Genomic DNA, 17,141 nt, shown 5'->3' on the forward strand with positions numbered 1-17,141 from the left:
CCGATCACAGGACGAGCACGGCCTTTGTGTCCCCATCGTGACTGTGGTTGGTCGTCGTGGTCGGTGGTCTGGTCGGGGGCGGCGGGTTTCCTCAAGGTCATCAAACAGCCCGATCTGACCGGGGAGTTGGACCATGTCTCCCGCCAAGAAGGGACGCCAGTGTGACCGCTGACGAGACCGCTGCGTCGTACATTCCCGGGCCCGCCGAGCCGCTGCCCCATCAGCTTCTGTCCGCGCTCGCCCAGCACCGGATGGCCACCACCAGCCAACTTCACGATCTGCTTCGGCCGAACGTCGCACGCCAGACCGTCTCGACCCCATTGAACAAGCTGCGGCAGCAGGGTCTCGTCGACTACACGGTGCTGCCCCAGTCCAACCGCACCCGCGCCTGGTACCTCACGGGCGAAGGCGCTCGCGTGACGCGGGACTTCCCAGCGCTGCGGAGCCGGCCTCCATATCCGATCACCTCCGCAACGGCCGCCTCGCTCAGGACGGCGCACACGCTGACCGTCGTACGAACCCACCTGGCGTTTGCGGCAGACGCCCGCCGCCTCGGACACGAGCACGGCCCGTGGGACTGGACTCCTGAGGTGGCCCACCCCATCGGTGACGGCGAGCGGCTCGTTGCCGACGCAGTCATGCACTACAGCAGCATCGACGGCGAACAGCGTCGGAGCCTGCGCGCTTTCGTGGAGGTCGACCGCACCACGATGAGCAGCGAGCGCCTGGCCGTGAAGCTGATCGAGTACTCGAGATGCTTCCACTACGAAGCCCAGCCCGTCGGTCGCCGCAGGCCCGTATCGACCGGCCCGGCGTGGCTGCGCTGGTACCCGCTTTTCCCGCGCGTGCTCTTTGTCCTCACCGGCGCCTCTCCAGCCCGGCTGCGTAACCGAATCAGCGATCTGCAGGCCATGGTTGCGCAGCACCCGCTTGTGGCAGCACTCGCCCGCGAGGTTCCGCTCGGAGCTACCGCGCTGGAAGACATCGAGGAGAAGGGGGCCAGTGGGCCGGTGTGGGTACCTCTGGCTGGGGGTGAACCTCGCCCTTGGACCTCCTTGTGATGACTCCGCCCACGCCTTGATCGTCCGTCGGCTTCATTCATCTCGCTGAGCTTGACGCCTGCCCGCCGCGACCGTGCGCCGGGCAGAAGTGGCTGCCGTCCTGCACGGACCCGGGTGCGCTCAGCGCGGTAGACGGCGGGCTCGGCGCCAGGCGCTTCGCCAATGGCGCCAGAGGTCCGCGCCGTTGACACCGATGGCCAGCGCCACGACGGCGATCGAGCCCAGCCCGAAGACCCAGGAGAGGGAGAACCCGGCGAGGATCGCCATCCCCGCAAAGCTCACCCCGCTGTACAGGGCGACCAACCGCTCGGCCAGTTCTCTGTACCGGCTGTGCCCCTCGATCAGCAGCTCGCTCCCGAAGTTCAGTACGAACCAGCCGCCGATCAGGATCAGTGTGAGATAGATGAGTGTTCACCACGGCCATGGTTCGTACAGTTCTTCCCACCGATGGTGCTCGCTCTCCTGCCAAGCCCACACCTCGCCCTGCAAGTCGGCGACGACCACTGTCGAGCTGTCCCGCTCGCTCCAGTGCGGCGAGATCTCGAACGCCGGCCTAGAGGCGCCGTCGAGATACACGTCCAGCATGTCCCCGCCGAACGTCTGCTTCAGCCTGACTGTTTTGGTGATGGCGGCGGTTCGCACCGGCAGGCACTGCTCGACACCACGCTCGGCGATACACGCCGACGCGACCCGTTGCTGGTGCTCGCGGTGGTACGCCGGCCCGATGCGCCAGGCGCCCAGACCCACGAGAACCAACCCGAACACGATGTTGGCGACACACCATGAACTGCCGTATCGCCAGCGCATTCCGCAAGTAGAACAGCGAAAGGCGGGCCCGTACAGGTGGCACCGGATCCGCTGTTCTCGTACTCCAGCTGGCCCAGTGAGTTGAAGGGGTTGCCGGAGGGCTCGCGGCCCACTTACTCCCACAGTTCGTCGCCCTCGCGGGCCAGGTCGAGGGCGAGGGTGAAGACCTTGGTGAGGGACTGCGTGGAGAACGGCTCGCGCCAGTCCCCCACGCCATGCACCGTGCCGTCCAGTTCCGCGACGGCCATGCCGAAGCGGCGCGGGTCACAGGCCTCGAGTGCCGGGATGTAGTCGGTGGATCGGCCGTGCCCCAGAGCGCCAGCGATATCTGACCGACCGCGGCAAGCGCGGTTCGAAGATCCATCGGTCATGTTCCGCGTCGCAGCAGGGCGATGACCCGACTCAGCCATCCCCTGCGCGGCTTGTTGTCCCTCTCGATCAAGAACCGCGCTGTCGGGAGCGGGGCACGTGTGGGCTGACCTACCTGGTGGCGGCGCCAGTAACCAGCCACCCGCCGCTCCAGATCGCCCAGGTCCACGCTGCCGGTCCTGGCCAGAACGACCGATCCCTCCGGCCCTTCGGGGGCAGTCAGCGCCAACACGCCACCGTCCGGTGAGTACGCCGCTGTGTACTCACCCTCATCGACGTCCATCGCCTCAATCCAGTTCGTAGCGTGGACGAAGGATTCGAAGACAAGCAGGTCCTCGCCACGATCGAAGATGAGCACGATGTCGGGAGGAGGTTCCATACGGACCACGGTGACAGACCCGTTCGTCATGCGACCACCAAAATAGACGGTGCCTAATCCTCCAAAGGCTGCGGAGCGAGCTCACGTCTCGTGTGGGCGCTTCGCAGTGCGTTCGCGGTCGTCGCCGCAGGGGACGGTGGTCTCATACGTTTTGGAAGGGCGGGCGTAGCAGGCCATCGCCCGGCCAGAGATCCTGTTCGGCTACAAGGCACGTCAGGAACGCGTCGATCTCGGCCAAAACCGCCGCACGCTCCGTGGGCCCGTATGTGATGACTTCGTCGGCTCCGGCGTCGAAGGCGCGCACATGACTCTGCGGGCCGACGGTGATGAGGGCGCGGGCGATGGCAGGGAGGCCCAGGCTGAGGGCATCGCACTCCCCTGCAAGGACGAGCTGCACAAGGTCAGTGATGACTTTCTCCCAGTCGCCGACCGCCGGCCAGTCGGCGCCGCCGCCCAGTTCGTAGGTGAGGGTGGACAGCGGGACGATCTCGCCCGGCTGGCGCTGCTGAGTGAGGCGGTGGTGGATCCGGGCGCCGTCGGGCTGTTGCACCCGGGGGTGGAGCAGGGTGTCGGCAGCGACCAGCGTGGTGTTGATCTCCTGGGTGCCGTCGCCCGGGTAGTAGGGCTCGTGCGCGAAGAGCAGATAGACGTCCGCGGTGCGGGCTGCGTCGCCGGGCTGGGTCTGCGTCATGGGCGGGTATCCCTTCAGCGGTGAAATGTCGTTGGTGGGCGAAGATGTTGGCCGCAGCGCTGGTTCGAAGCCGGGCGGAAGCGGGCCCAGGGAGCTTTCGGCACGGCGGGGCTGGCTGGCCTCGTCGGCGCTCGGCGCGGCGCGGGGGCGCTCGAGTATCTGGGCGACCTGGTCGGCGAGTTGGGCCATCAGCCGCTCCCGGTGCGCGAGGCGCGTCGAGGCCGTGTGAGTGTCCTGGTTCTGGAGCAGGTCAGCAGCCCCCCACAGCAGGTTGTGGCCGATCTCAACCGACCGGCGCAGTTCGTAGCGATCGCTGTCGGCGACGGCCTGGACGATGTAGGTGTGCAGAGCGGCGAGGCGCTGCAGGTACTGGCAGGCGGCGTGGTCTTCGACGCTGCGGACGTGTGCGCGGGCCCGTTCGTCGAGCCGGTCGGGCAGGTGCTCGGTGAGCAGCGGGGCAAGCAGCATCGCCGGCAGCACGAGGTCGGCCGGGATGCCGCTCCTGAGGGCGAACAGGGCGGCGAAGAAGCTGACGGCCCCCATGGCGGCGGCGGAGAACCGCAGGGAGGCGGGGCTCGTGGCGGTCAGAGCGATGCGGTGGGCGGGGCGCCGGGTCAGCCAGCGCACGGCCAGCCGCTGGGGAAGCGTCGCGCCCGGGGTGAAGACACCGATCTGCGAGGGGACTTTGGGCACGGTGGCGTCGCTGGGAACGCTCCAGCCCAGCCAGCCCCATCCCGTGCGCTCGTACACGAGCGCCGGTTCGCATGTGCCGGTGCATACCGTCTCGCGGCAGACATGGCCGGAGCGCAGGACGCGGGAGCGTCCTTCGTCCCATCGCTGCGGGTCGCGGGCGAAGGGGCGCAGCGGCTGCTGGGGTCCCGTCCCGAGTGAGTGAAGAGTGTCTGTCATGAGGTGCTCGCTTTCAGATGAACGTCGGTCGCAGTCAGAGCAGAGGCGCACGTGGCGCATCGGCCATCGCCGTCGGGGTGAGCGCGACGGGGAGTCGGCCCAGGGCAGGTGCGGCACAGGGGCCAGTCGAGGCAGGCCGGGCAGAGGTCTTCACCGGGTGCGGTGCCGGGTCGGCCGCAGCCGGCGCATTCGACGAGGGCCCGGTAAGTGAGCGCCTGGCCGACCGTGCGCTCGGCGGACGGTGTGGAGAGCTGCGCTGTCCACGAGGCCTCGACCGGGTCGACGTCGTCGAAGCGGGCAGCGGGAGGCGGGTAGAGCTGAGCGGAGCGCAGTCGGGCCGCGACGATCGCGCCGACCGAGGTGCGGATCTGGCTCGGCAGCGGGCGGCTGGTGATGATGTGGCGCAGTTGCTCCACGCTCCAGCCGGCGTCGAGCATCGCGGCCACGACGCGGCCCTGGTCGTGCAGGGCCTTCTCCTGCAGCAGCAGTTCGGGGTGGGCCGACCCGATCGACAGCAGCAGCCAGGTACCCGGATCCAAATCCTGCGGCGCCGGCGTGACCGTCCGCTGCGCAGGCACGGCCGTGCGGCCGCTCGTGCGCTTGCCAGCGGCGCACGGAGGGAGGGAACTGGTCTTCTGCTTGTTGGTCTTCTTACTGATGGTGTTCTTTGTTCGGCGGTCAGCCAACGTAGGGCTATCCAGTCCTGGGTTTCCCGACTCTGGCCCGGACCTGGTGTTTTGCAGGGCAGGCAGGTCAGTGATGACATACGTGGCCGAGCCGAGGGTGCCATCGGAATTACGGTCGCGCTCGCGCTGCAGGAAGCCGTAGCGCTCAAGCTCCTGCAATCCGGTCGTCACCGCGTCCACGCCCTCGCGACCCCGCCGGACCAGGTCCGCGACCGTCATGTACCAGCCCTCGCGATGCGTGCTGATCAGTCCGAACAGCCCCTTCGCCTTGAAGGACATGCGGCCGTCGCGGAACAAGGCGTTGGCGACCTGCGTGAACTGGTCCCCAGCCATCACGCCGCGGCGGATGCCCATGCCATAGGCGCCCCCGCCGTCCACCAGTGCAGACGGCGCGTGGAGCGCTGCGGCGCTGTCCGCCATGAGGGCGTCAACGAAGGCGGGTTGGTCCGTGATGGAGTAGACGATCTCGCCGAGGGTGCCGCTCGGACGGCGCAGGCGTTCGCGGATCAGATAGCCGTGGGTCTCCAGTTCCTTCAGCCCGGAGCGCACCGCGTCCCGTCCGTCGGGGCCGGAGCGGACGAGGGCGGCGACGGTCACCTGCCAGCCGTCCTGGTGGGTGCTGATGTAACCGAAAATCCCTTTCGCCTTGAAGGTGACCCGGCTATCGCGGAACAACCCGTTGGCGATCTGCGTGAACTGGTCACCGGCCATCGAGCCGCGACGGATCCGTCCTCCGGTCATCGCACGTCCGCAAGTGCGCGGTAGCCGGGGCATCCCACACCGCCCGGCTGAGCGAGACAGCCAGAGCCGGCGGTTACGGGGACGTGCGTGAAAGTCATACAGGCAGCCCACCCGGTGAGGCCGACCACGGCGGCGGCCACAACCCCCGACCATCGATCACGATCCGGCAACATGCGCGCTCGGCTGCCATGGTCGGGCGCATGGTCGGGCTGGCCATGGGCTCTGGCACGACCAACGCGCACAGCGCAGCGCGTTCAGATTTTCGTCTGGTTGGCGAGCAGGGTGGCCTTCATGCTGCTTTCGAGCTTGGCGCGGCACTCGCTGTGGCGATGAAGTCGCACGTGGCGACGTGAACCCCCGCGACTTTCATCGCCCGGTCAAGGGCTCCAGCGTGAGGGGGCTTTTCTATTTCGCGCCGGACGAACCGACCACTGGAAGAGCATCGCAGTTCCTCAATCCATCTGTCCGTTCCGTCACGTCAGTGTCGGCTCCTCTACGTCGACCCCCTTTGCTGCTCCGATCGGGCGGTGCTGGGTCGCCGCCTGCGTCAGCTTCTCCGGTCATCGGTGACGGAGTCCTTAAGATCCCCGCTGACCGCATCGGTGGACACGGAGAAAATGCATGAGGCGCTGCCTCGGATGGATCGCGCGCATGGCCGTATGCACGGCCTGCCTCAGCATGATCGCCGCTTGTGGGTCGGAAAAGGGCCCCGCCAAGGACGGATCCTCCCCAACGCCGTCGTGCACGTCGCCGTTGTCCTCAGCGCTGTCGTCCCCAACGCCCTCATGCCCGACGCCGTCGTCACCCATGGCGTCGTCCTCCGCCGCGTCGTCACTGTCACCGACCGGGACGCAGTCCAAGGGCTCCCCCAGCCATGGTGGCGAGCCAGTCCCTCCGCCCCCGCCCGTCCCGACGAACACCGGACCGTCGACGAGGGACGGCAACGGCATTACGCCAACGGCTACTCCCCCATGCCCCGGCGATCCCACTTGCCCATCGGCTCCCGAGAACGGTGTGTCTCCAGAAAATCCGGCACCGGACGGTACATGAGGCAACCGCGGCCCAGCCTCGAACAGAAGGACCGACGAGCGGACTCCGCAAGCCAGGTGTCCCGGACCAAGGTCGTCAAGGTCGTGATCGCTCAGGCGTCGTTCATCGCTGCATTGATGTTTTACCTGGGTGTGATCTACACGAGTGCGTATTACGGCCACTTCCACCTCTCTCCATTTCTTCTCGGCTTCAGCTTTGCTGAGTTCGTCCTGCAGAGCCTGAATCTGCTCACGTTCCCCGTTCTGGTGGGTGCCGTTGTCTTGCTCATCGCCGTCGCCCTTAGCGGACCCCGGTCGCGTCAGGCTCTGCCCGGCGCGCTGGTGCGGGGCGTGTCGCTGAGCACATCGGCGCTGGGCCGCCAGCACCTGCTCGTCGTGGCGGCAGGCACGGTCCTGCTCATCCTGTGGTGGCAATGGCAACTGCTCCTGCCGTACCGCTGGGCTGGCCCCCTTCTCATCGCCTTTGGTCTGCTGCTCGGTGTGGCGTCGGGCGACGGCGCGGACCGCCCAAGTGGCCTGCGGGACACAGCTGTACCGATCTTCGCTGCCGGGGTGTTCCTGTTCTGGACCGTCACCCTGCTCGCCGGTCAGCTCGGCGAGCAACACGCCGAGCACGACGGCCGGAACGTGGTCCAGCGCACCGGCCTGGTGGTCTTCAGTGCCGAGCGGCTCGGCCTCAGCTCCCGATCAACAGATCTCCACTTCAAGGACCTCGGTGCCGCCGTGCACCTTCGCTACCGCTACACGGGCCTGCGGCTCATCGCGGCGCGCGACGGACGCTATTACGCCGTGCCCATCGGTTGGCGGGCGCGGACCGACCCCGTCTACATCCTCCGGGAAAGCGACGACGTGCGCCTCGAACTGACGCCCGGCGTCCAGTAGCCACCGTCCACCGGTCCGCACTGCACGTCGCAGGCCTGCTCATCTGGTCTGCTTCGGTGATCGTAAAGAATCGCCCTAGCACAGAGGTCGACCCGGCTGCGATCGGCGGAGCATTCTCTGGACCGCTCCGGGTGGGCGGCTGCCACGAGCCGCGACGCCCTCCTCGGAGATCCGGCACGGAGTGAAGCGGGCCCGCCCCCGGAGTCCAGGAACGGCCCGACTGTGCCCGGCGGCAACGACGGTCGGATCCGGCTGCGCAATCGGTGCGCACCGCCGGCACTGCAGCCGCACACGGGCGTTTGCGCACCGGGCGCAGGTCGTGCGCAATCGACATGCGCGTGTGGATGCGCAGTCCCACCCCGGGGTCTCCCGGAGGCGGCTGCGCAACCGCCTGCCGCTGCGCAACTGCCGGCCGCTGCGCAGTCTCCCGTGTGGGCGACCGCTGACTGCTCATGAGCAGGCTCCACAACGCACGCTGCGCAGCATCGCGAGCCGCCCCGATCAAAGGTCTGCTCCGGCGTATCGGAGCGGAACTCCGCGTGGGTGCGAAATGTCGTGGTCGGGTCTGTGGTCGGGGCGACCACAGACCCGACCACAGGTTTGTGTCCCCTTCGTGACCGTGGTCGGGCCTTCGTGGTCGGTGGTCGGGTCGGGGGCGACCGGTTGCCTCGGATCAGAAGCAACAACTCGCTCTGACCTGGGAGTTTGGAATGTCCCCTGCTATGCAGGCAGCGGAAGAGCACGCTGCTCGTGCGACCGCTGCGGGGGTTCGGCTGCAGCAGATGCGGCGCCGGGTCCGTCTGGGCCGCTGGGGCGTGTGGGCGGCCGTGTCGGCCGGCCCCATCGCGCTGGCCGTCGCCGTGGCCGCGCCCGCGACCGTGGTCCCTGCCACCCCCGCGGCAAAGCCGACCACGGTGAAGACGACTGTGGCGGCCAACCCGTCCGGGTACGCCACGGTGTTCCTCGGCGCGTGGCTGCGCAGCCGCGCAGGCGCCGAGAGCACTGCGCAGTCCCGGCTTGCGCAGTCGATGGCCCCGGACATTGATCTTCCCGGGACGGTGGATGCGCAGCCCGAGCCGGAGTCGGTCGTGGCGGTGCGCAGTGTGCAGCAGACCGGCACGGCGTGGTCGGTGACGGTGGCTGCGCAGTTCGCCGACGGACGGTTGCGCTACTTCGCGGTGCCGGTGGTCGCCGACTCGGGCGGCGACTCGTTCACCGTGTCCGGTGCCCCCGGGGTGGTGGCCGGCCCGGCCCGCGCCGCGGGGGCTCCGTCGCCGTACACGGTGACCGTGCCGACGGACAGCGAAGTGTCGTCCGCGGCTGGGGAGTTCCTGGCCGCGTATCTGACCGGAGCCGGTGAGGTCGACCGCTACCTCGCTCCCGGCGTGCGTCTGTCGCCGGTCTCCCCCGCCCCCTACCAGAGGGTCACGGTCCAGCAGATACTCGCCGCCGACCAGGAAGCGGCCGCCGAGTCCGTCCCGGCGGAGGGGACCCGGGTGCGGGTAAGGGCCGAGGTCGAGGCCCGCGACAGTTCGGGGCGGTGGCCGCTGGCGTACGAGCTGACGCTCAAGGTCCGCTCGGGCCGCTGGGAAGTCGCCTCACTGGAGTCCGGCACCGCGCAGGCGGGAGGTGCCCGATCATGACCGGTGTGCCGCTCGCCGGGGAGCTCGACGATCTTGGAAACTCGTGGATCACGATGTTCGAGACCTGGGCGACGAAAGGCCTTCAAGCCGGCCTGCTCGTGCTCGTCGTCGTGATCATGATCCAGAAGTTCTCGTTGAAGGCCGGCATCGGTGCGCTGATCCTGATGGTGATCGCGCTGGGCCTCTACAACTCGCGTAACGATCTTGCCGACATGTTCGAGGACGAGGTCAAGAACCCGTCCAAGGGCGCGCCCGCCATACCGGGCATCGTGCAGGGCGAATCTCCGGCCGCTGGTGACCACCACTCCGCTGGCGTGGGGGGTTGGCTGTGAGCGCCCCCACCACAGCATCAGCCTCCGTGCGGATGAGCCGCTTCTACACCGCTGCCCGCCGCCACCCGTGGGTGCTGGGCAAGGTCGCCGACTGGCGCATCCCGCTCGGGCCGTTCACGCCCGCGCAGATCCTCCTCGCCGTCGCCGGCGGCTTCGTTCTGGTCAAGACGATCCCGTTGTGGTCGTGGATGGGGCCCGTCCCGCCCGCTGCCTGGCTGCTGGGCATATGGGCGGTGCGACGTCCGAAGATCAAGGGGCGTGCTCCCTTCCCGGCCGCCCTGGGCTGGCTGTTGCTGTGCTGGCAGCCGCGCGGGGGGCGGATCGGTGGCCGTGCGGCCCGCGACCATGCCGCCCGCCCCTTCGCCGGTGGTTTCGTCATCGAGGGCAACGCCCCTGCCGGGCCGAGCACTTCGGCTCCGCAGCCGCGTCGTCCCGCCGCCGTCCGTCCGCCGCACCGGGGGCCGAAGCCGTCGGATCCGGGCGGCCATCCGGCGACCGTGGCCGCCCAGCCGGTGGGGCCGGTGTCGGGTGTGCAGCGGCTGCTCGCGCTCGCCGAACAGGGGGGGGTGCGGTGAGGGTGCCGATCCGTCACATCGCCGGGCACCTGGTGTGGTCGGTGCACGGCAGTGTGTGGGCCGTCTACCGGCTGCACCCGGGTCCGGACGAGCTGGGCCGCCACGAGGAGACGGTGCAGGGCACGTATGTGCCGGCTGCCGTACGGGAAGAGCAGCTCGCCAAGACCACGCATCTCGTGCGGTCCCTGACGGGGGCGCCGAGGCTGTTCGGTCTGTGCGCCCGCCTTGATCCGGGGGAAGTCGCGCTGCGCATGATCGAGGGCATCGAGCCCTCCGACACCCCGCCGGGCCAGACCCACCCGTGGGTGGAGAACGTCGAGGCCACCTTGGATCTGCTGGACGGGCAGGAGATGCACCGCCGCACCCTGTGGCTGGCCGTCCCCCTGTCGTCCGAGGGCACCGGCCTGCAGATGACCACTCAGTTCGGCGCGCTGTGGGCAGAGATCGCCCCGGCGCTGGGCATGCGGCCAGCGCCGGTGGCGCGGCGGGAAGTGACCGCCTACCAGGAGCAGGCATCCCGGGTGGAGGCCGCGCTCGCCGGTGGCGCCGCGTTCCGGCCCGCCCGCCCGGCGGAGATCGTGTGGATGCTCCAGCACGCCCTGCACCGCGGCCTCGCGGAGCCACTGCTGGCTGAGGCCGAGAGCAGTGAGCTGTACGGCGGGCAGGTGCGCGAAGGGATGCTGCACTCTCCCAGCTACGCCGATCTCGGGCAGGTCCGACTGCAGGAGGGCGGCATCGACCTGGACCTGGACGACGTCGACGAGCTCAAGAGCGCCGACCAACTCACCCGATCCGGACGCAAGGCGTGGTGGCGGGTGAAGACGGCGTCGCCGCTGCGCAGGCGGTGGCTGCAGATCGAGTCCGACGGCGGCACCGGCTACCAGGCGCAGTTGGCGCTGGCCGAGTGCCCGCCCGCGGTCAGTCAGGATGCCGCCGACCTGTTCGCGCAGCTGGAAACGCTCGCTTTCCCCGTCGACTACACCGTCGACCTGACGGTCGTACCCGCGGAGAAGGCCCGGGACCAGGTCCGGCGCAAGCGCAACGAACTCGTCGACCAGGCCGACCAGTACGACGCCCGGCCGACCGGCATGCCCTCCTCGCTCACGGACGCCGCCCGCGACCTGGGCGAGCTGGACGCCCGCCTGTCGCGCACGTCGGTCGAGGTCGAGGTGCAGTCCGTGACCGTCCTCACGGTGTGGGGGCCGACCGCCGCGATCTGTGACGCCAGGGCCCGGGCCCTGGCCTCCCTGCTCGGCGGCGCCGACTACCGGGCCGTGCGCCCGGCCGGCCTGCAGGAGGCACTCTTCCTGCTCGGCCTGCCGGGCACCGCCCGGCCAGGTGTCGTGCGCGAGTTCACGCAGCACCAGGTCTCCGAGGACTGGGCGTTGGGCGGCGCCTTCAGTATCGGTGAGGTCGGTGACCCAGGCGGCATGTTCCTCGGCATCGACCTGGACTGCGGCACCACCCGGCCCGTCATGATCAACGTGGCGGACGCGCCGAAGCACGACGCCAGCGCCTCCCTGGGCATCGTCGGCGATCTGGGGGCTGGAAAGTCCGTCCTGCAGAAGCTGATCGCGGAGGCGGTGTGGGCGCGCGGCGGCTGCGCGATCTGCATCGACCGCACCCCCGTACGCGAGTGGGCCAGCTTCGCCCGCACCGCCGCGAAGGGCCGCGTCCAGATCATCGACGCCGCCCAGGCAGAGGTGTCCATCGACCCGCTGCGCATATTCACCGGGCCCGAGGGCCGCCACTACGCCCTGTCCTACCTGACCCTGCAGCTCGGCATCGGCCCGATGAGCACAGGCGGCGAGGTCCTGCACCACGCCGTCGAGAAGGCCGCCGACAGCAACGCCCCGTCCATGAGCCGCGTGCTGCAGGTCCTGGAGGAGATGGCCACGGCCGAGGCGGGCAAGCGGCAGGACGCGGCCTCCACCCTGGCAGGCCTCGTCCGTGTCGTCGCCACCAATCCCCTGGCAGCGATGGTGTTCGACCCCACCCTGCCGCCGGTGCGGCTGGACGCCTCCAGCACCTCCGACATGATCGTGATCACGACCGCGGGCCTGAAGCTGCCGCCCAAGGCGGCCTTCGCCAACCCGGAGGTCCTGCACCAGCAGCCACTGGAGGCCCTGATCGGGCGGGCCGTGCTCTATCTGATCGCGGCGCTCGCTCGGCAGACCGCGTTCGAGGACCCCGAGCGGTTCACCGCGGTGGTCGCGGACGAGCTGTACTGGCTCACCTCCTCAGCCGAGGGCACCGCGCTGATCCACGAAATCCTCCACGACGGCCGCAAGCACGGCGCCGGCCTGCTCGCCGCCAGTCACGACGCTGAGGAACTCGGCCCCGATCGCGGGCTGATGGCCTACCGGGCGCTCGCCCGCACGGCCGACCGCGAACGCGCCCGCCGGGGCCTGGAGTTCGTCGGGCTCGACACGAACGACGGCGAGCTGCTGCGGCTGGTGACCACCGGCCTGTCCCCCGTCGGGCAGCGCGGCCGTGAAGGGGAGTTCCTGCTGGCCTGCCCGCGGCAGAACACCGGCCGCATCAAGGCCGTGATCCCCCGCATCGAGCGGATCTCCACGTCCATCGCCACCACGCCGGGCCGCCGTTCAAGCGCGAGCACCAAGCACGCCGCCGACGGGGCCGATACGGGCCGACAGAGGGTGTACTTCGCATGACCACGTCGTCTTTCAGCTCATCCCGCAGCCGGCGCATCGTCTGCGCGGCGAGCACGCTGATCGTGATCGTCCTCCCGGCCGTTTTGTTCGCGCTGGTCATGGGGGCCGGCGTGCCCCAGTCGTGGTGGCCGCAGACCGGGCAAGCCTTCGCCGCCGACCAGCCTCACACCGAGTCAGCGCACCGAAATCCGTGTGATCTGATCGTGGGCCCGGCCACGGACTACTGCGAGCGCGGCCAGCACTCCACGTCGTCCGTCGGCAAGGCACCCCATGAGGGCACCGGCGCGGCATGGATGCTGATTCCGGCCGCGTCGGGACTGGCGGCCTTCGTTGTGTGGCGGCGCCGGGGCGCTGCCGGACACGGGCGGCGCTGAATGTGGCGCCCAGAGCCCGGCACGCTCCGCTCGGCCGGCGTCGTCGTCCTGCTCTCCGTCGTGTTCGTTCTGGTCAACAGCCAGGTCGTGTACGCGGCGAGCAGCAGCAGTGAGACCGGTGATCTTCTGGCGCCGCTGAACATCTCCTCCTCCGAGGGTGTGCCGATCAACGGCTACGAGTTGGGCGCGGACGGGGGCTCCATCGTCAGCTTCAAGACGCAGTTCCTCGCCTTCATGCTGGCCGGCTTGTTCACCCTCATCCGGCTCCTGGTCGGACTGGCCGGCTGGTCCATCGAGGTCGCTCTCCGGTTCCCGCTGCTGAAGATCCTCACCGCCCCGGCGCAGAAGGTCGCCGACGCCTACAACAACGTGGTCGTCGACACCCTCGGCATCAAGGGGCTCCTGCTCGCCTGGGCGTTCGTCTTTGCCGGGTTCATGATCGTCCGCGGCCGTGTCGGCCGCGGTCTCGGCGAGATCTTCCTGACCCTGCTGATCGCGGCGTTCGCCGCCTCCACCTTTGTCCGCCCCGACTACCTGCTCGCCCAGGACGGGCCGCTGGGGCAGACCCAGCAGGTCGCCGCCGAGGTCGCCCAGGAGAGCGTCAACTCCTACGACTGGGGCGGCAAAATCGCCAGCACCGACCCGTGCGCGGGCATGGCCGGCAACGCCGAGATCAAATGCCTGGAACGGGAAGGGGAAGCGCCCGTCTCCGCGGCGGACGTGGCCCGCCCCCTTCAGGACTCGATCACGAACGCGCTGATCGTCAAGCCTTTCATGCTGCTCGAATACGGGCGCGTCCTCGACCCCGCCAAGAAGTCCGACCGCAAGGCCTACGCCGTCCATCTGAAATGGGTCGCCGGCGGATACAAGGCCTCCACCGGCGACGACGACGATGCGGAAGCCGATTGTTCCCTGATCGCCCCACCGGCGCGCAAGTACTGCGAGGAACAGAACCAGGCGCAGAAGGACAGGGAAGGCTCCTGCGCCTTGATCAAAGGTCCGGCCAAGGAGATCTGCCTGGACGACAAGAACGGCCGGGATCTCACCGGCACGCTGCCCGAGCTGACCCCGGGCGGTGAACTGCTGGACGCCGCCAGCCCGGTGGTGTCCGAGGAGGACCAGGAGTTCGCCGCGTTCCTGGCGGACATGAAGAAGGCCGGGGATGTCGGCAAGGCGTGCGCCGCCTACGCCGAGGAACCCACCTGGTGGCGGGTCGGCGGCGCCTTCCTGCTGCTGATCGCCGCCCTGTTCATCTGCGGCATGCTCCTGTCCAGCGCGATCGTGCTACTCGGCACCCAGGGCGTGTGCGCCGCGGCGGCGGCGGCCGGGGGCGTCACCTTCGTCGCGGGGATGCTGCCTGGACCCGCCCGCCAGTCGGTGTGGAAGTGGCTGTCGATCTGGGGCATCGCGATCATGTCGATGGTCGGGATCTGCGCGTTCGTGCCGTTCTTCGGGATCGCCGTGGACGCCACCATCACCAACGGGCCCGACCTGATGGTGGAACGGATCCTGCTGATCGACGTGCTGGCGATCGCCGGCGCGGCGGGGCACCGCCGCCTGCTGAGCGGGATCGCCTCCTTCGGCCGGCGGATGGCGATGCGGATGCGCTACGCCAAGGTCGGCGGCACCCACCTGCCCGGCGACACCTCCGAGCTGGGCGCTGCCCTCGCCATGAACTCGCCGATGGGGTGGGGCGGTTACGGCGGCGGGCTGCGGGCCTTCACCGGCGGCGGGGGCCGGTTCGGGATGCTCGGCACCCGCCAGCGGCTCATGGGGGCGCTCACCTCCCTGGTCGACGGGTCGGGTATGCCGGTGGACACCGGTCGCATGCTCGCCGATGCCACCGCTGAAGCCGGGCGGGGGCTCGCCCCGCTCACCGCGGCCGCGGCCCTGGGCGGACTGGGCGGGCGGCTCGGCGCCAAGGGCGCGCACTGGCTGCTGATCGGCAGACGGCCGGACACCGAGCAGCTGGCCAAGTGGCAAAAGGCCACCGCCGACGGCGACCCGGACACGGGCGGGTCCGGCTCGGACGGTCCCGTGGGCGGCGGGCCCGGCTCGGGCGGCACGGGGCCGCGCCGGCCCGGCGGACCTCCCGACCGCTACCGCGACGAGGACGGCCAGGTCGTCGACCGGGACTCCGGCCAGGTCCTGCACGACCAGCACAGCGACCGGACCCTGCTGTCCACCCGCGCTCACAACCGTCTGGTCCGCTTCCGCGGCTACCGCATCCTCAACCGCGGGGGGCGCACGGCGTACGGAGCGACCCTCGGCCTGCCAGCCCATGCCCGCCGGGCCAAGGTCGCAGGCTCGCGCTACGCCTTCGATGCCCGCCAGCAGGTACGGGTATGGGGCAACACCGTCCGCGAGGACGGCCGGGCGTGGGCCGAGACGGGCCGTCAGGTGGCCCGCGCCAACCGGGACAACGGTGACAGCGGCGGGATGGGCCCCTTCACCAGCCGTCGCCTCCCGGCCCGTCCCGCCCCGGCCCCGGCTTCGCCGCCGAGCAAGTCCTCCACCTCCACCGACCGCACCGCGCCGGCTGCGCCGGAGCCCCCAGCTCGATTCGAAGGCGGTTCGCCCCTGCGGCCGCCCCCGGCATCGGGCGGGCCCAAAACGTTGTCTTCCGCAGACGGAGCAACCAGTGGCCCCGGCCGTGGAGAGGGGCCTGACCGGGTGCGGGAGGTCATGCGGGACGCAGCGGATGCAGAACGCCGGCGCCAGGCCGAGGCCTTGCGGCAGATGCGACAGCGGTGGGCCAACGAGGGTGGTGAGCAGGAGTGAGCGCGTCCCGGCGCCGGCTGGGCCGGCTGGGCCGGTGGGGGTGCGTGGTGGTGCTGTTGCTGCTGGCCGCCGTGTGCTGTGCCGCGCCGGTCAGCAGCGCGATCAGCGCGTACGTCGCGCTCAGGACGGGTGCGCAGGAGGACGGCGGGATCGCCGAGGGCGGCAGCGCCGCGGACATCCCGCCGCGGATGCTGGCCGCCTACAAGAAGGCCGTGCAGAGCGCCGCACATTACGTGCCCGCGTGCCGGGGCATGCGCTGGCCGGTCCTCGCCGGGATCGCGAAGGTCGAGTCCAACCACGCCATCGGCCGCACCATCGCCGCAGGCGGCGACATCACCCCGAAGATCTATGGGGTCCTCCTCAACGGCTCCGGCCAGGGCGGCAACACCACCGCCGTGAGGGACACGGACGGCGGGAGGTGGGACGGCACGTCCCGGGGCGAGCGCGCGGTGGGGCCGTTCCAGTTCCTGCCCTCCACCTGGTCCTCGGTGGGCAAGGGCGCAGGCGGCGACAACGTCGCCGACCCCCACAACGCCGATGACGCCGCGCTCGGCGCCGCGATCTACCTGTGCGGAGGCGGCCGCGATCTGACGAAACGCACGCAGCTGAAGGCCGCGATCTTCCAGTACAACCAGTCGGCCGCGTACACGGACAACGTGCTGGGCTGGATCGACCAGTACACGGCAGCCGCCTCCGACCCGGACCTGAAGAACGTGTCCGCAACCGTCCGCACCGTCATCGACGCCGCACTCTCCCAGCGCGGTGTCCCCTACTCGTGGGGCGGCGGCAACGCCAGCGGCACGTCCTACGGGATCTGCTGCACCCCCAGCGGAAAGAGCGGCGCGAGCATCAAGGGCTTCGACTGCTCGGGCCTGACCGTGTACGCCTACGCGAAGGCCGGAATCAGCCTGCCCCGCACGGCGGCCTCCCAGGCCGGCATCGGCCGGCGCATCCCCGCCTGGCTCGGCACGGGTGCGCTCAAGCCCGGCGACCTCGTCTTCTACGCCACCGCACCCGGACACGACGCAACGATCTACCACGTCGGCATCTACATGGGCAGCGGAAAAATGATCAACGCGCCGCGCCCGGGGACCGTCGTGCGCCTCGACGCCGTCAGCGCCATGTCCGGCTACGCAGGAGGGGCACGGCTGCTGTGACCACGCCCGCGTATCACCGTGCAGTGGACC

Annotated in this window: 14 protein-coding genes and 1 pseudogene; 9 read left to right on the forward strand and 6 right to left on the reverse strand. The window is 69.9% G+C overall.

Going from position 1 to position 17,141, the window contains the following annotated elements; all coding sequences use genetic code 11:
- The first annotated feature begins 161 nt into the window (after positions 1-161).
- Entirely contained in the window at positions 162-1,061 is a 900-nt protein-coding gene (locus BFN33_RS00105; RefSeq protein WP_069757778.1) for a replication-relaxation family protein, read from the forward strand.
- Positions 1,062-1,181: 120 nt separating this feature from the next.
- Here BFN33_RS00105 and BFN33_RS52930 read toward each other — a convergent pair whose 3' ends face one another.
- From BFN33_RS52930 to BFN33_RS00130, 6 genes and pseudogenes are all read right to left on the reverse strand, one after another.
- Complete coding sequence (locus tag BFN33_RS52930) at positions 1,182-1,343, reverse strand: hypothetical protein (protein WP_176742260.1); 162 nt, start codon at positions 1,341-1,343, stop codon at positions 1,182-1,184.
- Between the two features lie 129 nt (positions 1,344-1,472).
- The gene (locus BFN33_RS52935; RefSeq protein ID WP_176742258.1) at positions 1,473-1,868 is read right to left on the reverse strand and encodes a hypothetical protein; all 396 of its coding nucleotides are present in this window, start codon (positions 1,866-1,868) and stop codon (positions 1,473-1,475) included.
- A 53-nt stretch (positions 1,869-1,921) separates the two neighbouring features.
- Positions 1,922-2,239: pseudogene (locus tag BFN33_RS49075) on the reverse strand (glutaminase); the annotation flags it as partial.
- Positions 2,236-2,616 carry a hypothetical protein gene (locus tag BFN33_RS00120; RefSeq protein ID WP_141757893.1) on the reverse strand — a complete coding sequence of 127 codons (381 nt, stop codon included), beginning with the start codon at positions 2,614-2,616 and terminating at the stop codon, positions 2,236-2,238. The gene BFN33_RS00120 and the pseudogene BFN33_RS49075, both read right to left, overlap by 4 nt.
- A gap of 142 nt (positions 2,617-2,758) precedes the next feature.
- A complete protein-coding gene (locus tag BFN33_RS53815) occupies positions 2,759-4,216 on the reverse strand; it encodes a hypothetical protein (protein WP_256122550.1) in 1,458 nt (485 codons plus the stop codon).
- Complete coding sequence (locus BFN33_RS00130; protein ID WP_069757782.1) at positions 4,213-5,643, reverse strand: hypothetical protein; 1,431 nt, start codon at positions 5,641-5,643, stop codon at positions 4,213-4,215. The genes BFN33_RS53815 and BFN33_RS00130 overlap by 4 nt, the downstream gene beginning before the upstream one ends.
- 1,106 nt (positions 5,644-6,749) lie before the next feature.
- On the opposite strand from BFN33_RS00130, the gene BFN33_RS00140 reads away from it, so the two are divergent.
- The 8 genes from BFN33_RS00140 to BFN33_RS00175 all read left to right on the forward strand — a co-directional run bounded on the left by BFN33_RS00140 (position 6,750) and on the right by BFN33_RS00175 (position 17,111).
- On the forward strand, positions 6,750-7,574 hold the full coding sequence (locus BFN33_RS00140; protein ID WP_079140426.1) for a hypothetical protein: 825 nt from the start codon (positions 6,750-6,752) through the stop codon (positions 7,572-7,574).
- Positions 7,575-8,296: 722 nt separating this feature from the next.
- Positions 8,297-9,217 (forward strand): conjugal transfer protein, encoded by a 921-nt coding sequence (locus BFN33_RS00145; RefSeq protein WP_256122551.1) that lies wholly within the window; start codon positions 8,297-8,299, stop codon positions 9,215-9,217.
- A complete protein-coding gene (locus BFN33_RS00150) occupies positions 9,214-9,549 on the forward strand; it encodes a hypothetical protein (protein ID WP_069757785.1) in 336 nt (111 codons plus the stop codon). Before BFN33_RS00145 ends, BFN33_RS00150 begins: the two co-directional genes overlap by 4 nt.
- A gap of 32 nt (positions 9,550-9,581) precedes the next feature.
- Entirely contained in the window at positions 9,582-10,124 is a 543-nt protein-coding gene (locus BFN33_RS00155) for a hypothetical protein (RefSeq protein ID WP_069757786.1), read from the forward strand.
- The gene (locus BFN33_RS00160; protein ID WP_069757787.1) at positions 10,121-12,799 is read left to right on the forward strand and encodes an ATP-binding protein; all 2,679 of its coding nucleotides are present in this window, start codon (positions 10,121-10,123) and stop codon (positions 12,797-12,799) included. Before BFN33_RS00155 ends, BFN33_RS00160 begins: the two co-directional genes overlap by 4 nt.
- The gene (locus BFN33_RS00165; protein ID WP_069757788.1) at positions 12,796-13,173 is read left to right on the forward strand and encodes a hypothetical protein; all 378 of its coding nucleotides are present in this window, start codon (positions 12,796-12,798) and stop codon (positions 13,171-13,173) included. The genes BFN33_RS00160 and BFN33_RS00165 overlap by 4 nt, the downstream gene beginning before the upstream one ends.
- Positions 13,174-15,954 (forward strand): hypothetical protein, encoded by a 2,781-nt coding sequence (locus BFN33_RS00170; RefSeq protein WP_069757789.1) that lies wholly within the window; start codon positions 13,174-13,176, stop codon positions 15,952-15,954.
- On the forward strand, positions 15,951-17,111 hold the full coding sequence (locus BFN33_RS00175; RefSeq protein ID WP_256122552.1) for a C40 family peptidase: 1,161 nt from the start codon (positions 15,951-15,953) through the stop codon (positions 17,109-17,111). The genes BFN33_RS00170 and BFN33_RS00175 overlap by 4 nt, the downstream gene beginning before the upstream one ends.
- Positions 17,112-17,141 lie beyond the last annotated feature (30 nt).

This window comes from Streptomyces sp. LUP47B (assembly GCF_001746295.1).
In the GTDB taxonomy this organism is placed as follows: domain Bacteria; phylum Actinomycetota; class Actinomycetes; order Streptomycetales; family Streptomycetaceae; genus Streptomyces.